The organism is Corallococcus sp. AB032C, from assembly GCF_003668935.1.
Lineage (GTDB): Bacteria > Myxococcota > Myxococcia > Myxococcales > Myxococcaceae > Corallococcus > Corallococcus exiguus.
The window spans coordinates 70705-95277 of the sequence record NZ_RAWP01000018.1 but is presented as its reverse complement, the minus strand read 5'-3'; the positions used below and the strand labels follow the sequence as shown (position 1 = coordinate 95277).

The window sequence follows — 24573 nt, the reverse complement described above, 5'->3', positions numbered from 1 at the left end:
CTACGGCTTGCGCTTCGGGGGAGCGGCGGCGGCGGCTTCGCGCAGCTTGTCCTTCTTGCTCTTGCGCCGGCCCTTCACGCCGCCGTTCGGATCCAGCGGCGGTGCGGCGGACACGGCCGTCTGCGTCGGCTCAAAGCCCGCCACCTGCTCTCGTGCGACGGACAGGTTGTTGCGCTTCTCGATGAGGCGGAAGTGGGCTTCGGTGTCCGCGCTGACGAAGCTGATCGCCACGCCCTGGTCGCCCGCACGCCCCGTGCGGCCGATGCGGTGCACGTAGTCCACGGTCGAACGCGGCAGGTCGTAGTTCACGACCGCGGGCAGGCCCGCGATGTCCAGGCCGCGCGCGGCGACGTCGGTGGCGACGAGGACGCGCACGCGCTTCGCCTTGAAGTCCGCGAGCGCCTGCGTACGGGCCCCCTGGCTGAGGTCTCCGTGCAGCGACGTCGCGGGGATGCCGGCGCGGTTGAGCTTCAGCGCGACATGGTCCGCCGCGTAGCGGCTGGCGACGAACGTGAGGACGTGGGACCACGCGTGGGTTTCCAGCAACTGCCGCAGGAGCATCGTGCGCCGGGGCGCATCCACCTGGATGGCCCGCTGGAGGATGAGATCCGCGGAGGGCAACTCGCCGTCATCGACGTCGATGCGCGTGGGCTCGTGCAGCAGTCGCTCCGCGAACGTACGCACGGCGGGCGGGAACGTGGCGGAGAACAGCAGGTTCTGGCGGCGCGCGGGCAGGAGCGTGAGCAGGCGGTTGAGCTCGTCAGCGAAGCCCAGGGAAAACAGCCGGTCGGCCTCGTCGAGCACCAGCGTCTCCACCTCCCCCAGCCGGAGCGCGTTCTGCTCCACGAGGTCCAGCGCGCGGCCCGGTGTGGCCACGACGACGTCCGCGCCGCCCCGGAGCGCCAGCATCTGCGGGTTCGCGGAGACGCCGCCGACCGCGAGGCAGGTCTTCAGCGGCTTCTTCAGGTGACGGCCATACCGCTGGAGGGAGTCGACGATCTGGGCGGCGAGCTCCCGCGTGGGGACCAGGATGAAGGCCCGCACCGGCCGGACCGTCCCACCCGGCCGGGCGCGCAAGGCCTCCAGGAGGGGCAGCAGGAACGCCGCGGTCTTCCCCGAGCCCGTCTTCGCCGAAGCCTGGACGTCGCCGCCGCGCAGCACCACGGGGATGGCCGCGCGCTGCACCGGCGTGGGTTCGTCGTATCCAAGTTCGGCCACGGCGCGGACGAGCGCGTCCGACAGGCCCAGTGAAGCGAAGGTCATGGGAGGGGAGCCCTGGGTAGCACGACGCGTCGAACCCTATCCTACCTGGCGCGGGGGGCGGCGGCTTCACGCGCGGCGGGGCCACGATGGCCTTGGGTGGCGTGATCCATCAGAGGTTGCTTTCCTCGGTGTCCGGATCCAGGCGCACGAGGTACGGCGGGACGGTCCACTTCAGGGCCTGGTCCAGGTTGCCCGTCCTCGCGCTTCCGAGGAGCAGGATGGGGGCGAGCCCCATTCCCGTGATGAAGTCCCCGGTGCCGTCGGTGCGCCGTCGGTACTCGGCGATGGCATCCTTGAGGTGGGTGGTACCACCGCGCGAGGCGATCAACGCGTTCAACATGCCCGCGGCGTTCACGCCCTTGGTCACCGCCGCCCGCAGCGCATCCCTGTACTCGTCGTACTCCTCTTGCGTGAGCACGCTCTGCTGACGGATCCGCTTGAGGTAGCGGAGCTTCGGAATCAACGCGTCGCGCTGGTCACGCAGCAGGCTGCCCATGAGCGGGACCTGTCCCGCCGGGTCGTTGTGGAAATACTGCTGCGTCAGGTCCATGTCGCCCAGCGAGATGTCGACATCCATGTGGATGCCCCCGACGAAGTAGAGATAGAGCAGTCGCGCCAGGTCCGAGAAGTATTTGACGTCATCCCAGATGCCAGCCAGCGCGGATTTGCCGGCCCGGCTCGCCAGCTCCGTCAACCAGCCACCGCTGTCGAGCCGCTCGATGGCGAGGACCCGAAAGCCCGCCTGCTCCAGCCTGCGCCGTTGGGTGGCGCGCAGGGGCCGCTTGTCCTGGGGCGCTTGAGGGCGCTTGGAGAAGATGAAGACGCCCTTCGTCTTCGCGATCGCCCCTTCGAGGTGCGAGTCCAGCACCCGCTCGACCTCGTCGGAATACCAGAGGTGACACGTCCAGCCCGCCCGCTTCGCCCGGATCCCATCGGCGATCAGCTCTTCGACCACCGCGGGACTCATGGGTCCGCCGGTCCAGAAGCGATGGATGTTCTTCGGGATGGCGTGCGTCGTCCCCATCGGAGAGCCGAGGATCCCCGAGATGATCAGCGCCTCCTGGGCCTGACTGGGATGCAGGTGCACCTGCCCGGTGGTCGAAGCACGGGGCATGGCGAAGAGGCCTCGAGGGACCTCCAACAAGGGCGCGGGCGTGAGGCTCGCGGACGGGCGGGACCTCCGGATATCGAACAGCCGAACGGGAGTCTCACCCACGCTCGGCCCCTGGGGACCGTGCTCCGCGCAGATGCCGAGCGAGCAGAAACGACACGTGTCGCGAACCCACTCACCGATCAGCGCTCCACTTCGATGCGCCGGGTCATGGCAGATCCCCAGATCACAGAATGCACACATGGCCTGCGTCCTCGAAGGGTGAACGAGCGTCGAAAGCGCGCAGTCTGTCCGCAGGCACGTGTCACGGGAATGGGTGCACCGAGACCTCCTGTCCCTGCCTCCGTTTTGACACGGGCACGGCAGGCGGCCGGTGGAGCACCCTGCCCGTGCGCTGTCGCCCGCGCGTCCCGTGCCCATGCATTGAGCACGGTCATGCCTCCCCCTCCCTTGCCTCCGAACCTCGAGTCGCGCCGTCCCCAGATGTTCCCCGTCCTGGACGCCCGGGACATCGAGCGCATGCAGCGCTTCGGTGAGGTCCGGCACTTTCGTGATGGGGAGTGCCTCTTCGCGGCCGGGCAACCGAGCCCTGGGATGCTCGTGCTCGCCCAGGGCCGGGTGGCCCTCTCCCGGCGTGATGGCCTGGGACACTCGATTCCCATCGTGGAGGAGGGCCCGGGCCAGTTCCTCGGTGAAGTGGCCCAGCTCTCCGGACGCCCCTCACTTGTCGACGCTCACGCGGTAGGGGAAGTAGAGGCGCTGGTCATCCCCCCGCACCGGCTGCGTGCGCTGCTCGTGGCGGAGGCGGACCTCGGCGAGCGCATCATGCGCGCCCTCATCCTGCGCCGCGTGGGCCTGCTCGAGACAGGCGCCGGTGGGCCCGTCCTGGTGGGCCCTCCCGAGGGCGCGGGCAGGGTTCGTCTGGAGGGTTTCCTCTCGCGCAATGGCCACCCGTATCTAGCGCTGGATCCGGCGCAGGGCGCGGAGGCGGCTTCACTGCTTGAGCGCTACTCGCCACACGCGGAGGAGCTCCCGCTCGTGGTGTGCCCGGATGGCTCGGTCCTGAAGAATCCCTCCGAGAGCACCCTTGCCCGAGCGCTCGGACTGCTGCCGGAGGGGGCCTTCGAGACGCACTATGACGTCGCCGTGGTGGGCGCGGGGCCCGCGGGGCTCGCCACCGCCGTGTACGCGGCCTCCGAGGGACTGCGGGTGCTCGTCCTGGATCAGCGGGCCTTCGGGGGGCAGGCGGGCGCGAGCGCGCGCATCGAAAACTATCTGGGGTTCCCCACGGGCATCACCGGCCAGGCGCTCACCGCGCGCGCCTACGTGCAGGCGCAGAAGTTCGGCGTGGAGATGGCCATCCCGGCAGAGGTCGCCTCCCTGCGCTGCGCCGCCCCTGGCGCGCCGCTCACGCTCGCGCTGACCGACGGGCGCAAGGTGCGCACGCGGACCGTGGTGGTGGCCAGTGGCGCGCGCTACCGCCGTCCCGCGCTCGCGAACCTCGGCCAGTTCGAGGGCCGTGGCGTCTTCTACTGGGCCAGCCCCATCGAGGCGCGCATGTGCGCCGACGAGGAGGTCCTGCTCGTCGGCGGTGGCAACTCCGCGGGCCAGGCGGCCGTGTTCCTCGCGGGCCACGCGCGTCGGGTCCGAGTGCTCGTGCGTGGCAGGGAGCTCGCGGCGAGCATGTCCAGCTACCTCGTCGAGCGCCTGGCCGCGTCCCCTCGCATCGAGCTGGTGATGGAGACGGAGGTGGTAGAGCTGGTGGGCTCGGACGAGCGCGGCCTGCGGCGCGTGCGCTGGCGGCACCGACCCAGCGGGCGGGAGGAGTCGGACGACGTGCGTCACCTCTTCCTCTTCATCGGGGCGGATCCGGCCACGGAGTGGCTCACGGGCTGCGGTGTGGCACTGGACGCGAAGGGATTCGTGCGCACGGGCGCGGTGCTCGGCGAGGAGCCACTCCATGCGGAAGCCTGGGAGGCCGCCGGGCGGGAGCCGTTGGGGTTCGAGACGAGCCTGCCAGGAGTGTTCGCCATCGGCGATGCGCGCTCGGACTCCGTCAAGCGGGTGGGAGCAGCGATTGGAGAGGGTGCGGCCGTGGTGGCGCAGCTGCATGCCTGCCTGGCCTCCGCCGCCACGCGCGTTGCGACAGCCCCCCTCTCATCCCCATGTTCGACACCATGAGGCCATCGGTCGGAGACCCCAACACGGAGCGCGAGCCATGAAGAAGGCATGTCCCCACCTGGAAGACACCCAGCAGCACCGGACGGCTCCCGTCCACCCCAGCGGCCACGGATGCATGGAGTGTTTGAAGGACGGAGGGGACTGGGTCCATCTCCGGATGTGCCTGACCTGTGGGCACGTGGGCTGCTGCGACGACTCGCCGTCACGCCACGCGACCCAGCACTTCCACGCCAGCGCCCACCCGGTCATCAAATCGTTCGAGCCTGGAGAGAACTGGGCCTGGTGCTTCGTGGACGAGCAGTTCCTCGACCGGATCCCCACCTTCCCAGGCGAGTCCCCGCCGGTGCACTACTCAGCCCCCATGGGCGCGCCCTAAGCAGCTCAGCCTCTCATGCCCACTCCGTCAGCCCCTCGCGCTGGTACAGGGTCGCGAACGAAGGCCGCGCCTTCAATTGGGTCGCGACCGCGGCCAGGTGCGGCCACTCCGTGGCGGGCTTCGGCATGGCGCGAGACCAGCGCATCAGCATGACGAGGTAGAAGTCCGCGACGCTGAGCGTCTTCCCCAGCAGGAAGGGGCCGTTCGCGGCGAGGTGCGCATCCAGCACCTGCCACGCGCGCTCGATGCGGCCCGCGACGGTGGAGCGCACGGCTTCGGCATGGGCCTCCCCCGCAGGCTCGTGGGGATACCACCACTGCCGGAACAGCGGCTGCACCATGTTCGCCAGGTGGAACATCCACTGGCAGTAGGCCATGCGCGCCGCGCTTCCCTGTGCGGGAGCCAGGCCCTCCTCCGGATGGCGGTCCGCGAGGGACATCACCAGGGCCGCGGCCTCGAAATGCGGCTTTCCGTCAATCAGCAGGGTCGGCACGACGCCATTGGGGTTGAGCGCCAGGTACTCGGGGCGCTTCTGCTGCCCGGCGCCGGTGTCGACGTGTTCCAGGGCGTGCGGCTGGCCGAGTTCGAGCAGCACCCAGTGCACCAGCATGCTGGCGGCACCCGGCGAATAGTAGAGCGTGTACATGCGGTCTCCGTGCGAGCGGGGTAACGGTCCTGGAGTGTGGGCAACGGGCCCTGCGTCCGTCCAGGGTAGAGTGGCCCTCCGGAACGGCCCATGGCATCGCGGCGGATCTCTCCCCAGACCCTTGAGGAACTGCGTCACCGGGTGGACCTGCCCGGCCTCATCTCACGTCACGTGGCGCTGACGCCGAGTGGGAAGGAATTTCGCGGCCGGTGCCCCTTCCACGAGGAGCGCACCCCGTCCTTCTTCGTCGTCCCGGAGAAGGGCTTCTTCTTCTGCCACGGGTGCCGCGCGCGCGGAGACGCGGTGGACTTCCTCCGGCGCATGCTCGGGCTCTCCTTCGGGGAGGCCGTGCGGGAGCTGGCACGGCAGGTGGGACTTCCGGTGACCGAATCCGAGGCCTCGGCGGCGGACTCAAGCCAGCGCTTGCGCGACGTGACGAGGCGGGCCCAGGAACACTTCCAGACCCTGCTCTGGAGCAGTGAAGGCGCATCGACGAGGGCCTATCTCCAGGCGCGAGGCGTCACGGAGGAGACGGCGCGCGCGTTCGGGTTGGGCTGGGCTCCCGAAGCCTGGGACCGGCTCGCGGAGCGGCTTGAGCGCGCGGGGCTGCGGGAGGCGGGACTCGAGACGGGACTCGTGCAGCCGCGCAAGAAGGGCGCGGGCTGCTACGACTTCTTCCGGGGCCGGGTGATGTTGCCGCTGCGCTCACCGGACGGACGGCCCCTGGGCTTCGGGGGGCGTCTCATGGCCGGTGGCGCCGAGGGGCCCAAGTACCTCAACTCGAAGGACAGCCCGCTCTACCACAAGGCGGACACGCTGTTCGGGATGGACCTCGCGCGGGCGGAGATCCGCCGGCTGCATCGCGCGGTGCTGGTCGAGGGCTACTTCGATTGCGTCCTCCTGCATCAGGTGGGGGTGCGCCACGCCGTGGCGCTCTGTTCCACGCACCTGACGCCGGGCCACCTCCAGATGCTCGCGAGAGCGGAGGCCCGCGAGCTGGTGCTGCTGCTGGACGGGGACGCGGCGGGGCTCGCCGCGGTGGAGCGCCTGGCCGGACCGCTGCTCGCCGCCGGAGTGGCCACCTCCGTGGCGCTGCTGCCCCAAGGCGAGGATCCGGACACCTTCGCGCTGCGGGAGGGCGGCGCAGGAGTGTCCCGTCTGCTTGAGGACGCCCGTCCGCTCACGCGCCACCTCTTCACCACCGTGCTGCCCGAGGGACGTGAAGCCAGCTTCGAAGCGAAGATGCTCGCGCTGGGACGGCTGCGCGAGGTCGCGGCGAAGATCCCCCCGGGCCTCATGCGCACGGCCTTCCTCCACGCGCTGTCCGCCCATGTGGGCCTGCCCTCCGCGGAACTGGAGGGCGTGCTCACCGGGACACCGGGAGCGACGGCGGCCCAGGCGCCTTCCCCGCCCCCCGCGGTCGTCACGCCAGCCGAGCGCGGCGTGGATGCGCTGGAGGCCCGCGCGGTGGCCTGTGTGCTGCGCAATCCCAGCGTGCGGGACCAGGACGCCTTCGGGGCGCTGGAGCATCTTCAGGAGGCCGGGCTGCGAATGGCGCTGGGCACCGCGACCACCGGAGGCCTCACGGCCACCGGCGTGGTGGCGCGAGCCCTCGCGGGCGCCACGCGGACCCTGCCCACGGAGGCGGACGCCCTGGTGAAGGTCTTCCGCGCCACCTGCTGTGAGCTGTCCCTTCGCAGGCTGGACGCGGAGCTGGCGAAGCTGGCCGAGCTCACTCGCGACCCCCGACCCAGTGGCGCGACCCTCGCGCGACTCTCCCAGCGCTCGGAGCTGCTGGCCCTGCGGCACCGGGTGCGACAGGTGCTGCAGGGCCTTCGCTGAGACGCCAGCAATGCGTTTCAGACCGTCAGCGCGTGAGGGTGTAGTCAGGGCGTCCGGAACGCGCTCTCGCCATCGGGGCGGTAGAGGTTCAAGGCCCCTCCCCCGCTTCCTCCCCGAAGAGCAGCCTGTGTCCTCTGCTCATCTCGGAAGATGAGTTCGGAGAGACGGGCGTCATCGTGTTCTGTATACCTGAGTTGTATCCGCGGTGCGTCGCTCCCCCTGATGACCAGGCCTTGGGAGTCTGTATCAAGATACAAGGCAAGGCCTGGATGCCCCTCGGATTCGTAGAGGACCAGGCCATTGTCGCGGCCGGAAGCCCCCAGCAAGACCCGAGCCTTGCCTGATTCATCGTGGAGCGTGAGTGACGCACTCTGGTGCGCAGGTGGCGCACCGGGCGGGGTTGCCATGGCGAGCGAGGCCCAGCGTTGCCCTTGCGGCTGATAGAACGCCAAGGAGGGCTCTTGCGCACCTGGCATGAGCCCCAACTCCCCCCGCACCCGCCCATGCTCATCCTGGATGATCAGGCGCGACACCCGAAGTTCGCTTGGCCTCTCGCCAGGTGCACCCAACGCGCTCTTCCACCGGAGCAACTCACCCACCAGAAGCAGGGCGAGCGAACCGACCAGCAAAATGCCCAGCCAGCGAACCTGCCGGCGGAGCCGCTGGTGCTCTGCCTCCATGCGCATGAGCGCGGTATTGGTATCGCCCGTGTCCATCCCGCCATCCTATTTGAGCTTGAGCGTCGATGCATGCTGTTCGGCGGCCTGGAAGTTCTCTTCGGCGGCCTTCAGCGCTTTCAGAGCCTGGCGCGCGACTGTCCTGCCAAGATCTACATGAGGGCTCAGGTGCTCACCCGGGCAGACCTTCGGCTTGCCATCCCGCTTGACCTCGGAATGCTTCAAGATGGACTCAGGGGAGAGGCCATACTTCAACACAAGATGATTGAGGAGCCGCTGCAGGCTGGCGAGCTGTGCCTGCGTGGGCTTATCTGGCGACCAGCCATTCTCGATCCTGCTCTCGAAGTCGCCAGTCAGAACAATACCAATCGCCCCATGGTCAGGATCCCGGGTGATGTCCTTGTTATTCTTGAACTCTCCCGCATGGGCACCCACGACATTGATCCTGCGTCCCTCGTAGATCTCACCGTTCTTGGTGATGACGAAGTGGTAGGGCATATCAGCATAGCCCGCCTCTTGCTCCTTGCGCTCCAACTCCTTGACAGTCTGCCCCAGCGGGTCGGCGGTATGGTGGACGACAATGCGGGTGAGCGGCAGGCGGGTGTCTGGGGGATATTCGTCCCAACCCCTGCTTTTGTCCGGCGAACGGGCTCCCCAGGTCTCACGAGAAACCACTTTCACCTGGAACTTTGCCTGCGCTGATTCGAGGGCACTCTGCGCGGACCACAACTGCGTTCCCGCAATCGAGGCGGAAAGACTCAAGCGTTCGATGGCTTCGGTGACACGTTGATACGGGCCCGACTTGGAGGAAAGCACGCCCAGGGTGAGGTGCGCGAACTCACTCGCGCTGCATAACTTCAGCAAATCACAAATCTCGGTTTTTGAAGAGCACCAAGGTGCTGCGCTGCCGCTGGCCAATCCTCGGTGGCCAGGGCATCCTCGAAGCCAGGAGCACGGGGCGAAATATGCTCGACCAACTCCTGCGAGATATATCCCTCGAAGGATTTACCATCCTGAATGGCGTTGACATGCAAGTTCGCTCCTTCCTTGCCAATCACCGTCACGCGGGTGCCCTTGGGCAGGTCGACGACGACATCGTGAATTTGACCTTGGGGATTCCTGTGCGGCTTCTTGTGAATCCGCGCGCTAGAGGGGCGGATCCTGCCGAGCCAACGAAACTGGGGAGGGGCTGGGGTCGACAAAGGCTTGCTTGGGCTCTGAAGCATGGGGCTTCCTTGCAGCAAGGGTCACGACCCAAGAGGTGGTGACAGTCCATGAGCAGCGAAAGCAGATAATAGCACGAAGGCCACGGGTGGAGGGCAGCATGCACACTCGACTGACAGCCTCCAACTTCACCCAGCCCCGCTTCACGTGCGACAACCTGCTCGTTCCGAGCTACGTGTTCGACAATGGGAAGCCCTATCCGAGCGGCCCCATCTCTCCCGGGCTGAAGGCGCACTTCGCCAACCTGGGCATCGGCAAGAGCGGCCAGACCACCCACTGCGACGTGCCGGGCCCCGGCGGCAAGCCCGTCTGCATGCCTTCACCCGGCGACATCGGCTGGCTCAGCTACCGGTTGAAGGGCTCGCAGGTGAACTTCACCGACTCCATGGGGCGCCCCACCCGGCTGGCGAACTCGGTGACAGAGGGAGGCTTCGCCAATACCTCGTCCTGCATCAGCTGCCACGCTCGCGCGGGCACCACCGGCCAGGGAACGGCTCCTCCGGCACTGGGCGTCTTCGTCAACTTGCTGGGCGAGGAAGGCTATGGCCAGAGCAACTTCGGCATCCCCGTGGCCGATTGGTATCACCGTAGCGGCCAGCCGCCGACCCTGGAGGTCCTCCAGACCGAGTTCGTCTGGGGCTTCCTCTCGGCCAACCGCATCCATCCCGCGCCCCGCCAGCTGGGAGGGGAGGCCGTGGCGCCGCCCGCGAAGCCGCCAGCCTTGGTGCGCGCCCGCACCGAGATGCTTCCCACGCCACCTGCTCCGAGTTCCTCCGCGCCCGAGCGGCGCACCCGATAAAGGAGACACCTCCTCCGTCAAGGAGGTGGGGGCGGCGATGGGAGAGGATGAGGCCGTGGTGGCGCAGCTGCATGCCTGCCTGGCCTCCGCCGCCACGCGCATTGCGACAGGCCCCCCTCACATCCCCACCCTCCCAGGCGAGTCACCGCCGGTGCACTCCTCAGCCCCCATGCGCTCTAGGCACCTCCCTCATCGCGCCACAGGTTGGGCCGGCTCGCGAACAGCTCCGTCAACCAGTCGATGAAGACCCGCGCACCGGCGCCCAGCTGGCGTGTAGGTGGGTAGACCAGGAAGAGGGGCCGGGGTTCGGGCCGCCAGCCATCCAGTACGCGCACCAGCTCCCCGGACGCGAGGTAGGGCTCCAATACGAAACGCGGAGCGAACATGACGCCCAGGCCCGCGAGTCCCGCGGCCAGGTACGCATTGGTTTCGTTGAGCGTGAGCAGGCTTCGACCCTGGACCTCCAGCCGCTCGCCCTCGCGAACGAAGACGAGGGGAAGCTCCTTGCCGCTCAGCGACGAGAAGTAGCTGACCACCGCGTGCACCGGACCCGCCAGCTCCTGCGGGTGGAGGGGCGCGCCGTGGCGCTCCAGGTAGCGGGGGGATGCGCACAGCCAATAGCAGAGGTCCCCCAGGTGTCGTGCCACCAGGGACTCGTCCTTCACCGGTCCTCCGCGAATGGCGCAGTCGACGTTGTCCGCGAGGAGGTCCACGACGCGATCGCTCACGCCCAGCTCGATGTGAATCTGGGGGTAGCGCGCGTAGAACGACGGCAGCGAGGGGATGAGCAGCAGCCGGGAGATCGTTCCACTCGACTCCACCCGCAGGCGCCCCCGAGGACCGCGCCGTGACTGGGACAGCGTGGCTTCGAGTTCCCGCACCTCGCCCAACAGCCGCAGGGCCTGCTGGTAGTAGGTCATGCCTTCCGGGGTGACCGTCACGCGACGCGTGGTGCGGTGCAGCAGCTTCACGCGCAGGTGCGCCTCCAGCTGTTGGATCAGCCGGGTCACCGCCGCCTTCGGGCGGCCCAGCGCGTCCGCCGCCTTGGTGAAGGTGCCGGTCTCCACCACGCGGACGAAGGCTTCCATCGCCGTGAACGTGTCCATCTTCCACCTCCCGCTCCGGATTGTTTCAGCGGTGAAACGCAGTGTGCGAAGTGCTCCCGTTTATCCCAGCGGAGGCGGGGCGTATCTCATCGCGCATGACAACTCCCCTTGCTCGCGGTGCCTTCCTCGCTGTCTCTCGCGCCCTCACCCTGCTGGTGCTGAGTGGTGCTCCCCTGCTTTCGTCCGCCGTCCACGCCGCCGCGCCCCAGGTCCGGGCCCAGGCCCCCGGGTTCCACCGGATGATGCTCGGCGACTTCGAGGTCACCGCGCTGTCCGACGGCACCGTTCCCCAGACCGTGAGAGAAGTGGCGACGGGCACGACGCCAGGGCGAGTGAAGGAGCTGCTCTCGCGCGACCACCTGGAGGATCCGGTCGAGTTGTCCATCAACGCCTTCCTCATCAACACCGGCACCGCGTTGGTGCTCGTGGAGACGGGTGTGGGGAGCTTCTTCGGCCCTGGCGTGGGAGGCCAGCTCCAGCAAAGCCTCCAGGCGGCGGGCTATCGTCCCGAGCAGATTGACGTGGTGTTGCTGACGCACATCCATTCCGACCATTCCGGAGGGCTCATGTCCAAGACGAGCCGGGCGTTCCCCAACGCCATCCTCCGGGCGCACGCGCGAGAGGTGAGCTTCTGGCTGGGTCGCGATGACCGGGCGAAGGGAGCGGTGGACCCGAAGTTCTTCGAGGAGGCGCGGGCAATGGTGGGGCCGTACCAGGACGCGGGGAAGCTGAAGACGTTCGGAGATGGGGACGCCATCGTTCCAGGCATCCGGGCCATCCCCACCCCGGGACATACGCCGGGGCACAGCGGCTACGTCGTGGAGAGCCGTGGAGCACGGTTGCTCCTGGCGGGCGACCTGATGCACTTCGGCTCGGTGCAGTTGCGCGAGCCTTCGGTGACGGTCGCCTACGACGTCGATGAGCGCGCGGCAGCGGCACAGCGGGCCCGTGCGTTCACGGAAGCGGCGAAGCGCGGCGATCTGCTCGGCCTGGCGCACATGCCCTTTCCGGGTCTGGGCCGGCTGAGCGCGGAGGGCAAGGGCTACCGGTGGATCCCTCTCAACTACAGCTCCGGCCAGCGCTGGGAGGGCGCGAAGGCCAGGGCGGAGTGAGAGGTGAAGGAGCACGGCCGCTCGCGAATTCGAGAACCCACGGCAACTGTGCTCCACGGCCGCCATCCTCACGCAGACGGCCATCGCCCTGCCCCTCGCGTTCTCCGGCTCGTTCGAGGTGCTCGCCACGCGCTCCGTGGTGGCCCGGCTCGCCACGTACTTCGGCACCGCCCTGGCGGTGCCCGTGCTGCGCCGCAAGCTCCAGGCGCCCGCGAGCGCGTTCCTCAGCCCCTCATGCCCACTCCGTCAGCCCCTCGCGCTGGTACAGGGTCGCGAACGAAGGCCGCGCCTTCAATTGGGTCGCGACAGCGGCCAGGTGCGGCCACGATGTGGCGGGCTTCGGCATGGCGCGGGACCAGCGCATCAACATGACGAGGTAGAAGTCCGCGACGCTGAGCGTCTTCCCCAGCAGGAAGGGGCCGTTCGCGGCGAGGTGCGCATCCAGCACCTGCCACGCGCGCTCGATGCGGCCCGCGACGGTGGAGCGCACGGCTTCGGCATGGGCCTCCCCCGCAGGCTCGTGGGGATACCACCACTGCCGGAACAGCGGCTGCACCATGTTCGCCAGGTGGAACATCCACTGGCAGTAGGCCATGCGCGCCGCGCTTCCCTGTGCGGGAGCCAGGCCCTCCTCCGGATGGCGGTCCGCGAGGGACATCACCAGGGCCGCGGCCTCGAAATGCGGCTTTCCGTCAATCAGCAGGGTCGGCACGACGCCATTGGGGTTGAGCGCCAGGTACTCGGGGCGCTTCTGCTGTCCGGCGCCGGTGTCGACGCGTTCCAGGGCGTGCGGCTGGCCGAGCTCGAGCAGCACCCAGTGCACCAGCATGCTGGCGGCACCCGGCGAATAGTAGAGCGTGTACATGCGGTCTCCGTGCGAGCGGGGTAACGGCCCTGGAGTGTGGGCAACAGGCCCTGCGTCCGTCCAGGGTAGAGTGGCCCTCCGGAACGGCTCATGGCATCGCGGCGGATCTCTCCCCAGTCCCTTGAGGAACTGCGTCACCGGGTGGACCTGCCCGGCCTCATCTCACGTCACGTGGCGCTGACGCCGAGTGGGAAGGAATTTCGCGGCCGGTGCCCCTTCCACGAGGAGCGCACCCCGTCCTTCTTCGTCGTCCCGGAGAAGGGCTTCTTCTTCTGCCACGGGTGCCGCGCGCGCGGAGACGCGGTGGACTTTCTCCGGCGCATGCTTGGGCTCTCCTTCGGGGAGGCCGTGCGGGAGCTGGCACGGCAGGTGGGACTTCCGGTGTCCGAATCCGAGGCCTCGGCGGCGGACTCAAGCCAGCGCTTGCGCGACGTGACGAGGCTGGCCCTGGAACACTTCCAAACCCTGCTCTGGAGCAGTGAAGGCGCATCGACGAGGGCCTATCTGCAGGCGCGGGGCGTCACGGAGGAGACGGCGCGCGCGTTCGGGTTGGGCTGGGCTCCCGAAGCCTGAGACCGGCTCGCGGAGCGGCTTGAGCGCGCGGGGCTGCTGGAGGCGGCACTCGCGACGGGACTCGTGCAGCCGCGCAAGAAGGGCGCGGGCTGCTACGACTTCTTCCGGGGCCGGGTGATGTTGCCGCTGCGCTCACCGGACGGACGGCCCCCGGGCTTCGGGGGGCGTCTCATGGCCGGTGGCGCCGAGGGGCCCAAGTACCTCAACTCGAAGGACAGCCCGCTCTACCACAAGTGGCGCGACCCTCGCGCGACTCTCCCAGCGCTCGGAACTGCTGGCCCTGCGGCACCGGGTGCGACAGGTGCGGCAGGACCTTCGCTGAGACGCCAGCAATACCTTTCAGATCGTCAGCGCGTGAGGGTGTAGTCAGGGCGTCCGGAACACGCTTTCGCCATCGGGGTGGTAGAGGTTCAAGGCCCCTCCCTGAGCTATCCCCTCATTTGAAACTTCCCCTCGGAGAACGCACGGGCAGCCGACCAAGCGAGCTCCGAGGGGGAATCAGAAATGAGGGGATGCATCAGGGCCCCTCCCCCGCTTCCTCTCCGAAGAGCAGCCTGCATCCGCTGCTCATCTCGGAAGATGAGTTCGGAGAGACGGGCGTCATCGTGCTCTGTGTACCTGAGTTGTATCCGCGGTGCGTCGCTCCCCCTGATGACCAAGCCTTGGGAGTCTGTATCAAGATACAAGGCAAGGGCTGGATGCCCCTCGGATTCGTAGAGGACCAGGCCATTGTCGCGGCCGGAAGCCCCCAGCAAGACCCGAGCCTTGCCTGATTCATCGTGGAGCGTGAGTGACGCACTCTGGTGCGCAGGTGGCGCACCGGGTGGGGTGGCCATGGCGAGCGAGGCCCAGCATTGCCCTTGCGGATGATAGAATGCCAAGGAGGGCTCTTGCGCACCTGGAACGAGCCCCAACTCCCCCCGTACCCGCCCCTGGTCATCCTGGATGACCAAGCGCGACACCCGAAGTTCGCTTGGCCTCTCCCCAGGTGCACCCAACGCGCTCTTCCACCGGATCAACTCCCCCACCAGAAGCAGGGCGAGCGAACCGGCCAGCAAAATGCCCAGCCAGCGAACCTGCCGACGGAGCCGCTGTTGCCCGGCCTCCATGCGCATTAGCGCGGTATTGGTGTCGCCCGTGTCCATCCCGCCATCCTATTTGAGTTTGAGCCAGGAATGCGCGCAGGACTTCCACCTCATTGGAGAAGGGCTACCGGTGGATTCCACTCAATCACAGCTCCGGCCAGCGATGGGAGGGCGCGAAGGCCGAGGCGGAGTGAGAGGATTCCGTGCCGACGTGGATGTCGGCACGGCGGTCTTCAAGCGTGACCTGCCAGTCCTCGCGTCAGCCTGTCCCCTGGATTGCTCTCTTCCCCGCCGCTTCCTAGGATTTCGCCCTTCGCCGCCTCCACTCCGCTCAAGGAAGCCCGCCATGCGTTACACGCGCAAGAACATCTCCGAGTTGCTCGATACCGTGCAGGGCAGCCCCGACGTCATGGGCTTCTGGACGTCAAACTTCGCCGGCTCCGCCTTCACCCTGGTCCCCTCCCCTGGAGGCATGATCTGGCAGGACGTCTATGCGCCCAGCCGCCAGATCTGCGAGGACGGCATCCCGTACGGCACCGAGGACGGCATGAACAATCACTGCGGCGGCGCTGGCTACTGATCAAGATGCGATGCGGATCCCATCGGTGGGCCGCCTTCGGCCCTCACCTGACCATCGAGCATGACGTCCCTCGCTTCATGAGAGGGGCGTGCAAGGTTGTGCTGGTCGCGGCGCTCGCCTTCCCCGGCGTTGCCCTCTTCGTGCCCTTCCTCTGGAACACATGGCAGGCATGGGCCATGGCGCTACTCGCCTGCGCGTGGGCCGCATATCAACTGACGTCCGACTGGAAAGCGCTGCTCAACAAGGAAACACAGCTCTTGAAGCTGCGGTCTGGCGTCGGCGTGTTCTTCTCCGCGCACACCCATCCGCTCGAGTCGTTTACGTCCGTGGCCCTCTCCCACCGCGGCAAGGGGACTGGGGGAGGCTCCAAGGACTGGGGATTCTACTCCGTAGGGTTGAAGTCCCCGACACGAGCCGTGCAGGTTTCGGGCAGTGACGACCGGGAAGAGGCACTCGAACTCGCCCAAGCCCTCTCTTGTTTCCTGGGCGTTGATTTGAGCGTGGACGGCGGGCATGCGCGCCCCGCGGATGCCCGTCTCGAAGCAGCGCCACTCGAACGCGAGCAGGCGCCACCGTCACTCCCCCCAGGCAGCCGTATCCGAGTCCGACAGGGTGCACAGGGGTTGGTGTTGCAGCTGCCAGGCTGCGGCTGGAGGCCTCTCTTCGTAGCGAAGGCGAGCATCGCGATTGTCATCGCCGTTGGTGGGCCCACCGTCTTCGGGCTGGCCTGGGTGCGCTCGTTCGGCCTCCGACATCTCGCCTCCATGTGGCCGCTGATTGCCCTCGTCGTGCTCCTTTCCATGGGAGGACTCCTGTTGTGGAGCGTCATCCGGGAGGTCACCATGGGTTGGTCTCTCACCGCCTCTTCACGGGGGATTGAGTATTCGCGCACCGGGAGCGGGAAGCAGAGAGAGAGCACACGACTCCCAGCGTCGCAAATCGAGGACATCGACCTCCGTGAGACGGATGAACCGAACTTCCGGAGTTTGACCGTCGTCATCGAGCACAAGAAGGGCTTTGTCTGGATTGGGGCGGGGCTGTCCCGAGAAGAACTCGAATGGACGGAGACCATGCTGCGCCGGGCGCTAGCGACCCATCGGTTGCCGCGCGACGATGGCGAGTCAGCTGCCTTGAGGAGGGCCTCGACGAGAGGCAGATGAGTCCCCAGCAGGCTGGGCGGGTTTCGCCCAGACCCACCGGGCCCTTGCCTGCGCACTGGCAAGGGCCCGGCGTTGAGAGGGTTTGTCACCCGGCACCGCGGGGGCATTTCAGAACAGGTAGCCCCAGCCAATATCGGTGTCGTAGAAGATGCCGTTGCCCTCGCTGAACTCGAAGATGATCGTCCGGTGGCCGTTGCCCCAGTCGTAGATATAGACCCCGAACATGGCCGTCTGGCCTGACTGGCCCCACGGTCCAATGAGCGTGCCACCCATCACCGTTGCCTGGGCGTCGCCGTCCGGCAACTCGTAGGTCGGCAGTTCGCTGCCCATCACGCCGGAGAGCTCACCCGTCGCTTGCAACAACGCCTCGACCGCGCCCGCGCCCTCCTCGTCGGTCACGACGTGGGGTGCGAGGTTCGGCGCTCGCCCCTCGGCCCGCGCCTTGCGGAGTTCCGACGCGCTGGCGCTGCCCACCGTGTCGAGCAACACCTCGCCACCCGTCACCGGAATCGACCACACGCAGCTCGGGAAGCCAGACGGCGGCGAGCCATGAGCCACACACACATTCCCTGCGCCAGCTGTGGCGGCGAAGCTAGCGCTCGTGGACATCGCCAGAACCACCAGCGTGACAATCGACAGGTTCATTCTCGTTTTCATGAGTCCTCGTGAGTCGGGCGCCGCACCGGCGACACCCGCGATGGTTGCAGCAAGATGTGAAGGCTCTCAGGGACGACTGAGCTGATAGAGAGAGATGAAAGACAGGAGCGCCACGCCCGGACATTGGGCGTAGCGCTCACGGACCGCGCGATTACTGGATCGCCACCTTGCGGGTGAGCACGCGGTCCCCGACCTTCAGCTGTACCGAGTAGACGCCGGGGGCGAGGTTGCCGCGGGGCAATGCCAGCGCATGGCGCCCGGCGGACTGAAGGCCGGCGGCGCTCAGCTCACGGATGGGCTGGCCCCGGACATCGAGGAGCATCGCGGACACGGTCGCGGGAGACGCCAGCTCGAACTGGAGCTGGGAGGCCTCCACCATCGGGTTGGGCGACACGTGGAAGCGCTCGTGGCTGTCCTCCCCGCGCAGGGCCAGGGCGTTTCGCTCCACTTCGGGCACCGCGACGCCGTACTGGCGCTGGAGGAGCTTGCGGACATAGTTCTTCGCGTTGGCCAGCGAGGAGGGCGCCACGTACGCGCCGTCCAGCGTGTAGCTCTGCTGACGCCACTCCTGCTTCACCTCTTCCATCAGACCGCCGTGACGCTCGCCGGTGAGCCGGCCCAGGGCGAGCGCCGCCAGCATCGCGTCGCGGTCGTCCTCCCGCTGCTCGGCGATCTTCCGCATCAGGGCGGGCACCGCCACGTCCTCGTGCGTGCGCAGCCAGTTCTCCAGGCGGGTGTACTGCGGCTGCGCGAAGAAGACGTCCAGGTCGCTGTGAGCGGCCAGCTCCGGTGAGCCCACCCGCGCCATCCAGTCCGCGTAGAGGCTGTCGAACCGGGCGCGGGCCGTGGCGTTGCCGGCCTGGAGCTGGGCGAGCCGGTCCGACTCCTCCCGGGTGAGCTGAACGTGGGGCTGCACGGTGAGCCCCAGGGCCACGGACTCGTCCAGGGTGAGCGACGGCGTGCTCACCCGCTGCGCCGTCCCGGGCGCGAACCAGGGCATGTACGGGTCCTTCGCCGCGTCCCGGTAGTACCCGATGATGCTGCCGTAGGCCGCACCGCTCAGCGCGTCGCGCGGATGGAAGATGCGCTCCAGGCCGCCCGGCTTGCTCTCCCAGTCATAGCCATGTGGGTGGCGGTTGGCCTCGCGCCGCGCGGAGAAGTGGGTGGCGCCGGAGATGTCGCCGTTGGTGGACCAGACGGCGACCTCACCGTTGTATCCGTCCGCGTCCGTGCGCGTGAAGGTGATGGCGCCCGTGTAGCGCAGCGGGCTGTTGCCGAAGAAGCTGTCCCACGTGTACCAGCTGTAGGGCGAGCTGTACCACGTGCCGTTGATGCAGCTGCCGCCGCTGTTGTTGGCGAAGAGGCAGCCCCAGGTCCACCCGTTCGTCATGCCGCCCGCCCAGGACGCGCAATTGTAGACGTTGGTGGAGGGCGCGGTCTGCATGGCGTCGCCCTGCTTCAGGTTCGGGAAGTTGGCGAAGGGCGAGTTGCTGGGGTGCTTCACGGAGCCGTAGAGGTCCGCGTTCCCCCAGTAGATCCACCAGGCGCCCTCCGCGCCCACCAGCAGGTACATGTCCATGTACGCGCTCGTGTTCTTCACGATGCGGAAGCGCGCATCGTCGAACCAGTTGAAGTCCATGGGCGGCAGGTACCAGTACTGGCCGCCCGTGAAGCGCAGGGGAGTCTTGAAGCCCTCGGTGGACAACCACAGACGGGGCGTGCCGGTGGAGTACCCGGTGAAGTAGTTGAGCGTGCCGGTCTGCGACGTGCCCACGCTCGCGATGTAACCCGAGACCGGGGCGCCCTCCTGGAGCAGCAGGCCGTTCTGATAGACGTTGACGGTGCCCGCGGAGGCCGAAGGCGTGGATGCGTAGTAGCTGCTGTAGGAGCGCAGCACCAGCTGGTAGTCACACGTCTTGGGGATGGTGACGGAGATGCGCGGGTGGAGGCCCACGTCGTCGTCGTTGGACCACGCCACTGTGTTGTCGGTGGTGCAGAACAAGTACATCACCGGATCCACCGCGTAGTAGTCCTGCCCCGCAATGGGCCCCGTGTTGAATGTCACGTTGGTGCCGGCGTTCAGCGTGATCGTCCGGTAGTACGTGTAGACCACGGGCACGTTCATCGTGTGGCCGTAGTTGCCGGACGGGTTGTCGAACACGTACGGGGTCCGCTCCCAGCTGGAAGAGGTCGTGGAGGCGGCGCCCTGAACGGGGCCCGGCAGGGTCGGCGGCCCCAGGGGCACGGGCGCGGGATCCACCTTTTCGTGCCGCCCCACCCGCAGGTCCGCCTGCTGCTTCAGGCCGGCCACGTAGGCGTCATAGCGGCCCATTTCGAACGTGGCGGCGCGCGCGTCGGGCGCGAGCTTCACCGCGTCCACCTCCGGGAAGTGCGGCGCCGCGCTGGAAAAGGTCAGCGTGTGGCGGCCAGCGCTCAGGTAGATGGCGCCCAGGTCCCGGACACGGGCCGGCTGCCAGCCATTCTTCTGGAGGTCCAGCTCACCCAGGCCCTTATCGTCCAGGGCCACGCGGATCCGCTGGAGCGGGTACGCCTTGTCGGTCGCCTCTCGCAAGTCCGCCGGGACCGCGTTCACCGCCAGCGCATGCGCGGCGAGGAAGTACTCCCCAGAGCGCTCCACTTCGATGACGAACCGCTTGAAGGGCGAGCCGTCCTGCTGGCCCCGCTCGGCGTACAGATACACCTGTCCGCCCTCGAAGAACCGGCCGCGTGAGGCCAGGTCTGCGGCCGCATGCGACAGCCTCTGGGATGACAGGGATTCAGGGGCCGGGGCGACGTCTGGGGCGGCTGCTGCGGGAAGCGACGCCAGACACAACCATGCGGCAATGGAAGGATGTTTCACGGGACTCCTCCTGGGAAAACTACACCTTCCTTCATTTCGTGAACATCGATCAATCCTGGACGGTGCTTTTCATTGATTTCAAATTGACCTGGCACCGAAAAATTCCAGCCCGGTGAAGAGCCGAGGCGTCGCACCAGCAGACAGCGGTCGCTTCACTGGGTAGCCAATGCGGCCCCCTTTGCACGTGACGCACACTGCGGACTGGGAGGGGCGCAACTTTTCCTGGCCGTGGCGACTGGTGGCCGCCTCGCCATCACCCACTGATTCTGTGACTACCCGAACGTGGCAGACCTGAGGTGGCGTCGGTCAATTACGACTCTCCTGGTGGGTCCGTCGCCTTCGCGTCCGAATGACCGGGCTGGATCCTGAGAGGCCCGTCCCCGGTAGAATCATCCATCCGGAAGTTCGGGCCGGTGTGCCGCACCGGTTAGGCCTGCTCCCAGGTGGCTCTCCTCTCGAGGCGCTCGCATGTCTTCAGACTTCCCTCACGCAATGCACGTGGACCATATCCGGCGTGCACTGTGGAAACCTCAGAGCCGCGCAGTCGTAATGGTCGGCGCTGGCTTCAGTCGCAACGCGGACGCCATAAGCAGCGCGGCTCCGCCATTTCCGCTTTGGTGGCAATTCACCGACCGGCTCCGCAAGGCCCTCTATCCCACCACGAAGCCGGAAGACACTCCCGATGTACTGCGCATGGCGGAGGAATACGAACTGGCGACCGGCCGTACCGCGCTTGACGACCTTCTGCTCGAAATGATCCCAGATGCCCAGCATCAGCCCGGTCCCCTTCATGAATTGCTTCTGAGCCTCCCCTGGGCAGACCTCTTCACGACGAATTACGACACTCTCCTGGAGCGAGCCCGAACCAAGGTTCACGAGTACAAGTACGATCTCGTTCAGACCCCCTCTGACGTTGCACGGGCCGAGCGGCCGAGAATCGTCAAACTCCACGGCAGCTTTCCGTCGCATCGGCCATTCATCTTCACCGCAGAGGACTATCGCACCTACCCAACGCGCTTCGCGCCCTACGTCAACATGGTGCAGCAGGCCATCATGGAGAACGTCTTCTGCATGATTGGCTTCTCTGGGAGTGATCCCAATTTCCTGCAATGGACAGGCTGGGTTCGGGACCATCTAGGCAGCTCCGCCCCCAAGATCTACCTGTGCGACGTCCTGGATCTCACCCCGGCCAAAGAGCGGCTGTACCAAAGCATGCGGGTGATTCCGGTCGACCTGGGTCCACTGGTTCCAGCGTCTCGGTGGACGACCGCCATGCGCTACCGCAAGTCGCTGGAGTGGCTGCTGCTCAGCCTGCACAACGGAAGACCGCTGGACATGAGCTCGTGGCCGGCACGTCCCAAGCACGCGACGCCGTCCTCCAGAGCGTACACGGCGCCTCCGGCACTCCTCGAACCGCCAGCCATACCGCAGTTGGTGGCCGGCCCCGAGACTCCAGTCCAGACTGACAACCTCTCCATGGAAGCGCTTCGCCGCCACGTCCAGAACTGGCGCAGCGAACGCCTCCTCTACCCTGGTTGGGTCGTCATTCCCGAGCCCAACCGGCTGAGACTGCAGCTTGAGATCGGCCACTGGTTGGACAACCCTCGCGACCAGCGAATTCTACCCCTGCTTAAATCCCAGCCAATCGCCGAGCGGGCAGAAACGCTTTATGAGTTTCTATGGAGATTTCGCCGGGCTCTTGTCCCCCTGACGCAGTGGCTTGCCCAGGCGTTGCATGAGTTCCTGGAAGGCGTGAACCCCAAGCCAGACCTCATCGATCTCCAGAGCCTCACAACACGGCCTGAAATCCCCCAGGGCAACAGCGACCGACTGACGGAACTCTGGGTGGAGTTCGCGTTCGCACTGATCAACAACGCTTGGCAGGATCGGCTTGAGGACCAGCATGTGCTTTGGCTCAAACGCCTTGAACAGGTCGTGTGTCTGCAATCGGCCTGGAAGGCTCGGTGGTACCATGCCCAGTGCTGGCATTACCTCCTACGGCTCGATGAGCAGGCAGTGCGCGGCGTGCTCAGGAAGTGGCCGGAGAACTGGGGGCTTCCTTTCTGGGAAGCCAAGAGGGCCTCCGTCCTTGCGGAATTGGGGGACGCTCAAGCAGCGCTGAGCCATGCAGAGATCGCACTCGATCATGTTCGTCAAGGAATCAGCAACGTCTCCGTCAATCACACAATCCTCTCTGAAGAGGGATGGATCATTGGATTGATTCAAACGATTGAATCCGCAACATCCCGGCACGGCATCGAACCCCGCCAAGGGTTCCAGACGCGGATCAATCATCTACGCTCATTACGTTGTTCCCCCGAGGAAGATCTCAGCTATCGGGAGCGCGAGTTGCAGCAGAAGGGCGTCGAGAAGACAAAATCCAACACTCATGGCTTCGACCCAGGCTCGGTCTCGACAACGCACCACTTCTCGCTACGAGCATCCCTTGAGCACTGGATCCTCATCCAAATGTTTCACGATGGAGCTTGGCCACTTCGCTGCGGCAATATCGTTCCCGCGCTAAAAGGAATGCCGCAAGCGGTCCGTCGATTCTGGGAGCATCAGCCTCCACTGGCCATTTCAATAGGCCTCCTCTCCGGATCGGCGGAAGCACTGAAGCAGATGCTCGGACGTGTGGACGTATCCGCCATGGATCCAAGCATGGCACGCTCAATCTTCACGTGGCTTTCAGGGGTCTTCCTCGCCGCATTGGAGGCATCTCCCGTGATCCCGCAAGACGGAGAAAGTGTCGAAGGGCTTCGTGCTCGCCTGCTGCATTCCTGCCCGCTCATCCTGTCCAGGATGACAATACATCTCACGCCAGATCAGCTCGAGCACGCATTGACGATATCAATCAAGATGTACCGGCACGAAGCCTGCCAACGCAACTCGCTGACCCATGCACTGATCAGCCAGATGTTCCAACGCACGTTGTTTGCGGCATCCGTGGATCAGCGCTACGCATGGCTACCCAGATTGCTGGAACTCCCGCTCAAGGGGGAACTTTCGTTCGTTGGCAATGAGTCCCCCGATTGGCCGGAACCTTTGCTGTTCATTCCTTGGAATACCGACTGGCGCCTCCCAATCGAACACGAGCGCACATCTTGGGCAGGAGGAGTTGTCCACTTGCTCCGCCGCATGAAGGAGAATGCCCCAGAGGTGAGAGCAAATGCCGCTCTCCGCCCGGCACGGCTCTCGAAACTGGGAGGGCTCACCGACAAACAAGGGCGAAGCTTCGTTGGCGCGCTATGGGAGCAAACAGATGGTGGAGGCTTCCCTTCCCATACCGGATTCGTCCCATCATTCCTCGTTGCGCTTCCGTTTGAACGTACTCCTGGGGACAACCGGATTGCGGTGGCAAGGTATCTGCTGGCTTTGGATGTCGCCAATTCCCAGCACTACTTCAGCGAAATCGACAATGCCACCGCTTGCCCGTGGCATAACAGTGAAGAGCGCAAGGCCGGCGTCGAATGGGCTTCGAATGAAGCGGAGAGTCTGCTCAGCAAGATTCAGGAATGGTGGCCCAAACAAGCTCCGCTCCTCAAGGCCAGCCACCAAAAAAAGAATTTCTTCCATCAGCCGAGCATTCTTGATCGGCTCGTCCGGCACCTGGGAGTTGCCCTCATTCCGTATCTGAGGAACTGTGCGGAGACCCAAAAGCAAGCTGTGCTCAACCTGGTCGCCGAGATTGAGGACCTGGGCCAGCAAACGCTCCTGGCACAGCCTGCTCTCCTGATCTTCGATGTAAACCGTGCTGAGGACACCGCACAACGCATTCAACGCGCGCTGCATGGCGCAACGGACCTCGACGTCAGTAGAGGACACTCCGCGCTCACCATCTGGTTCGGGCTGTCTCAATCCAGGGGTATTCCTCTCCCCCCACCCTATCTCCTGGATGGATGGATAGAGGGAGTCGTTTCTCGCCGGCAGCCAGGCCTGCTGGATGCGGTCCACCACCTTGCGGCCTTCACTTCACGATTCGGCGAACTCCTTCAGGAGCATCACCTCCAGAATCTCAATGAGGGGCTGGAGTTCCTCTTGCTTGAGACCCGTCCGACCAAAGTAAATGACACCGAAGATGAAATCCCTCTCACTACCGAACAACGCATCGTTTTGCGCGGGCATGCGTCACACCTCGCGGCTCGGCTCTCCGCCGAGCAGCAGCGAAGGGGCAGCGCCATTCCTCCCGTGCTCGAAGAGTGGCGCAAGGTAGGCTCCACGGATGCACTCCCAGAAGTGCGCCGAGCCTGGGCCCAGGTTGCGAAACCGATACCAGGGTAAAATCGCATCGCGCTCGTCCGTTGGTGACCAAGCGCACGAGGCGTCTGGACCACGAAAGGAGGCTCGGGTGGGAGGTGAGCCCCAAAGCTCCCACCAAGCTCCCACGGCCCCGGCACCTGCCCGCCCACGCGCCCCCGTCCCGACGAAATCCTCAGTCGGAACAAGGGGTTGCGGA

The 24573-nt window shown here is 66.4% G+C and carries 20 protein-coding genes; 10 read left to right on the top strand and 10 right to left on the bottom strand.

What is annotated here, in order from left to right; translation table 11 throughout:
* Together D7X99_RS10885 and D7X99_RS10880 are read right to left on the bottom strand one after the other, a co-directional pair.
* Entirely contained in the window at positions 1-1263 is a 1263-nt protein-coding gene (locus D7X99_RS10885; protein ID WP_121777709.1) for a DEAD/DEAH box helicase, read from the bottom strand.
* Between the two features lie 109 nt (positions 1264-1372).
* Positions 1373-2377 (bottom strand): hypothetical protein, encoded by a 1005-nt coding sequence (locus D7X99_RS10880; RefSeq protein ID WP_121777708.1) that lies wholly within the window; start codon positions 2375-2377, stop codon positions 1373-1375.
* Positions 2378-2809: 432 nt separating this feature from the next.
* Between D7X99_RS10880 and D7X99_RS44430 the strand changes: the two genes are divergently transcribed.
* Together D7X99_RS44430 and D7X99_RS10870 are read left to right on the top strand one after the other, a co-directional pair.
* Positions 2810-4555 (top strand): FAD-dependent oxidoreductase, encoded by a 1746-nt coding sequence (locus D7X99_RS44430; protein ID WP_121777707.1) that lies wholly within the window; start codon positions 2810-2812, stop codon positions 4553-4555.
* A 37-nt stretch (positions 4556-4592) separates the two neighbouring features.
* On the top strand, positions 4593-4931 hold the full coding sequence (locus tag D7X99_RS10870) for a UBP-type zinc finger domain-containing protein (protein WP_121777706.1): 339 nt from the start codon (positions 4593-4595) through the stop codon (positions 4929-4931).
* A gap of 13 nt (positions 4932-4944) precedes the next feature.
* On the opposite strand, the gene D7X99_RS10865 is transcribed toward D7X99_RS10870, so the two are convergent.
* Positions 4945-5577, bottom strand: a complete 633-nt coding sequence (locus D7X99_RS10865; RefSeq protein WP_121777705.1) for a glutathione S-transferase family protein — start codon at positions 5575-5577, stop codon at positions 4945-4947.
* Between the two features lie 90 nt (positions 5578-5667).
* Here D7X99_RS10865 and dnaG point away from each other — a divergent pair, with 90 nt between their 5' ends.
* Positions 5668-7419, top strand: a complete 1752-nt coding sequence (dnaG, locus tag D7X99_RS10860) for a DNA primase (RefSeq protein WP_121777704.1) — start codon at positions 5668-5670, stop codon at positions 7417-7419.
* A gap of 44 nt (positions 7420-7463) precedes the next feature.
* On the opposite strand, the gene D7X99_RS10855 is transcribed toward dnaG, so the two are convergent.
* From D7X99_RS10855 to D7X99_RS42770, 3 genes are read right to left on the bottom strand one after another with little or no spacing between them, the layout of a single operon-like run.
* Positions 7464-8135 (bottom strand): hypothetical protein, encoded by a 672-nt coding sequence (locus tag D7X99_RS10855; protein WP_121777703.1) that lies wholly within the window; start codon positions 8133-8135, stop codon positions 7464-7466.
* A gap of 9 nt (positions 8136-8144) precedes the next feature.
* Positions 8145-8960 carry a peptidoglycan recognition family protein gene (locus tag D7X99_RS10850; RefSeq protein WP_158626979.1) on the bottom strand — a complete coding sequence of 272 codons (816 nt, stop codon included), beginning with the start codon at positions 8958-8960 and terminating at the stop codon, positions 8145-8147.
* Positions 8954-9322, bottom strand: a complete 369-nt coding sequence (locus D7X99_RS42770) for an SH3 domain-containing protein (protein WP_158626978.1) — start codon at positions 9320-9322, stop codon at positions 8954-8956. The genes D7X99_RS10850 and D7X99_RS42770 overlap by 7 nt, the downstream gene beginning before the upstream one ends.
* Positions 9323-9420: 98 nt before the next feature.
* Here D7X99_RS42770 and D7X99_RS10845 point away from each other — a divergent pair, with 98 nt between their 5' ends.
* Positions 9421-10119: a hypothetical protein gene (locus D7X99_RS10845; protein WP_147476110.1), complete on the top strand. Its 699-nt coding sequence runs from the start codon at positions 9421-9423 to the stop codon at positions 10117-10119.
* Between the two features lie 176 nt (positions 10120-10295).
* Here D7X99_RS10845 and D7X99_RS10840 read toward each other — a convergent pair whose 3' ends face one another.
* On the bottom strand, positions 10296-11225 hold the full coding sequence (locus D7X99_RS10840) for a LysR family transcriptional regulator (RefSeq protein ID WP_121777700.1): 930 nt from the start codon (positions 11223-11225) through the stop codon (positions 10296-10298).
* Between the two features lie 95 nt (positions 11226-11320).
* Between D7X99_RS10840 and D7X99_RS10835 the strand changes: the two genes are divergently transcribed.
* A complete protein-coding gene (locus D7X99_RS10835; protein ID WP_216672125.1) occupies positions 11321-12337 on the top strand; it encodes an MBL fold metallo-hydrolase in 1017 nt (338 codons plus the stop codon).
* Positions 12338-12569: 232 nt separating this feature from the next.
* On the opposite strand, the gene D7X99_RS10825 is transcribed toward D7X99_RS10835, so the two are convergent.
* Positions 12570-13202, bottom strand: a complete 633-nt coding sequence (locus tag D7X99_RS10825) for a glutathione S-transferase family protein (protein WP_121777698.1) — start codon at positions 13200-13202, stop codon at positions 12570-12572.
* Between the two features lie 90 nt (positions 13203-13292).
* Here D7X99_RS10825 and D7X99_RS44640 point away from each other — a divergent pair, with 90 nt between their 5' ends.
* The 4 genes from D7X99_RS44640 (at position 13293) to D7X99_RS10800 (ending at position 16600) form a co-directional block, all read left to right on the top strand.
* On the top strand, positions 13293-13775 hold the full coding sequence (locus tag D7X99_RS44640; protein WP_121777734.1) for a CHC2 zinc finger domain-containing protein: 483 nt from the start codon (positions 13293-13295) through the stop codon (positions 13773-13775).
* A 33-nt stretch (positions 13776-13808) separates the two neighbouring features.
* On the top strand, positions 13809-14141 hold the full coding sequence (locus D7X99_RS44635; RefSeq protein ID WP_121777697.1) for a hypothetical protein: 333 nt from the start codon (positions 13809-13811) through the stop codon (positions 14139-14141).
* Between the two features lie 1065 nt (positions 14142-15206).
* Positions 15207-15440: a hypothetical protein gene (locus tag D7X99_RS10805; protein ID WP_121777695.1), complete on the top strand. Its 234-nt coding sequence runs from the start codon at positions 15207-15209 to the stop codon at positions 15438-15440.
* A 77-nt stretch (positions 15441-15517) separates the two neighbouring features.
* A complete protein-coding gene (locus tag D7X99_RS10800; RefSeq protein ID WP_147476109.1) occupies positions 15518-16600 on the top strand; it encodes a hypothetical protein in 1083 nt (360 codons plus the stop codon).
* Between the two features lie 108 nt (positions 16601-16708).
* On the opposite strand, the gene D7X99_RS10795 is transcribed toward D7X99_RS10800, so the two are convergent.
* Together D7X99_RS10795 and D7X99_RS10790 are read right to left on the bottom strand one after the other, a co-directional pair.
* Entirely contained in the window at positions 16709-17245 is a 537-nt protein-coding gene (locus tag D7X99_RS10795) for a hypothetical protein (protein WP_121777693.1), read from the bottom strand.
* Positions 17246-17408: 163 nt separating this feature from the next.
* Positions 17409-20117, bottom strand: a complete 2709-nt coding sequence (locus D7X99_RS10790; protein WP_147476108.1) for a T9SS type A sorting domain-containing protein — start codon at positions 20115-20117, stop codon at positions 17409-17411.
* A gap of 468 nt (positions 20118-20585) precedes the next feature.
* Between D7X99_RS10790 and D7X99_RS10785 the strand changes: the two genes are divergently transcribed.
* Positions 20586-24398, top strand: a complete 3813-nt coding sequence (locus D7X99_RS10785; protein WP_121777691.1) for an SIR2 family protein — start codon at positions 20586-20588, stop codon at positions 24396-24398.
* Positions 24399-24573 lie beyond the last annotated feature (175 nt).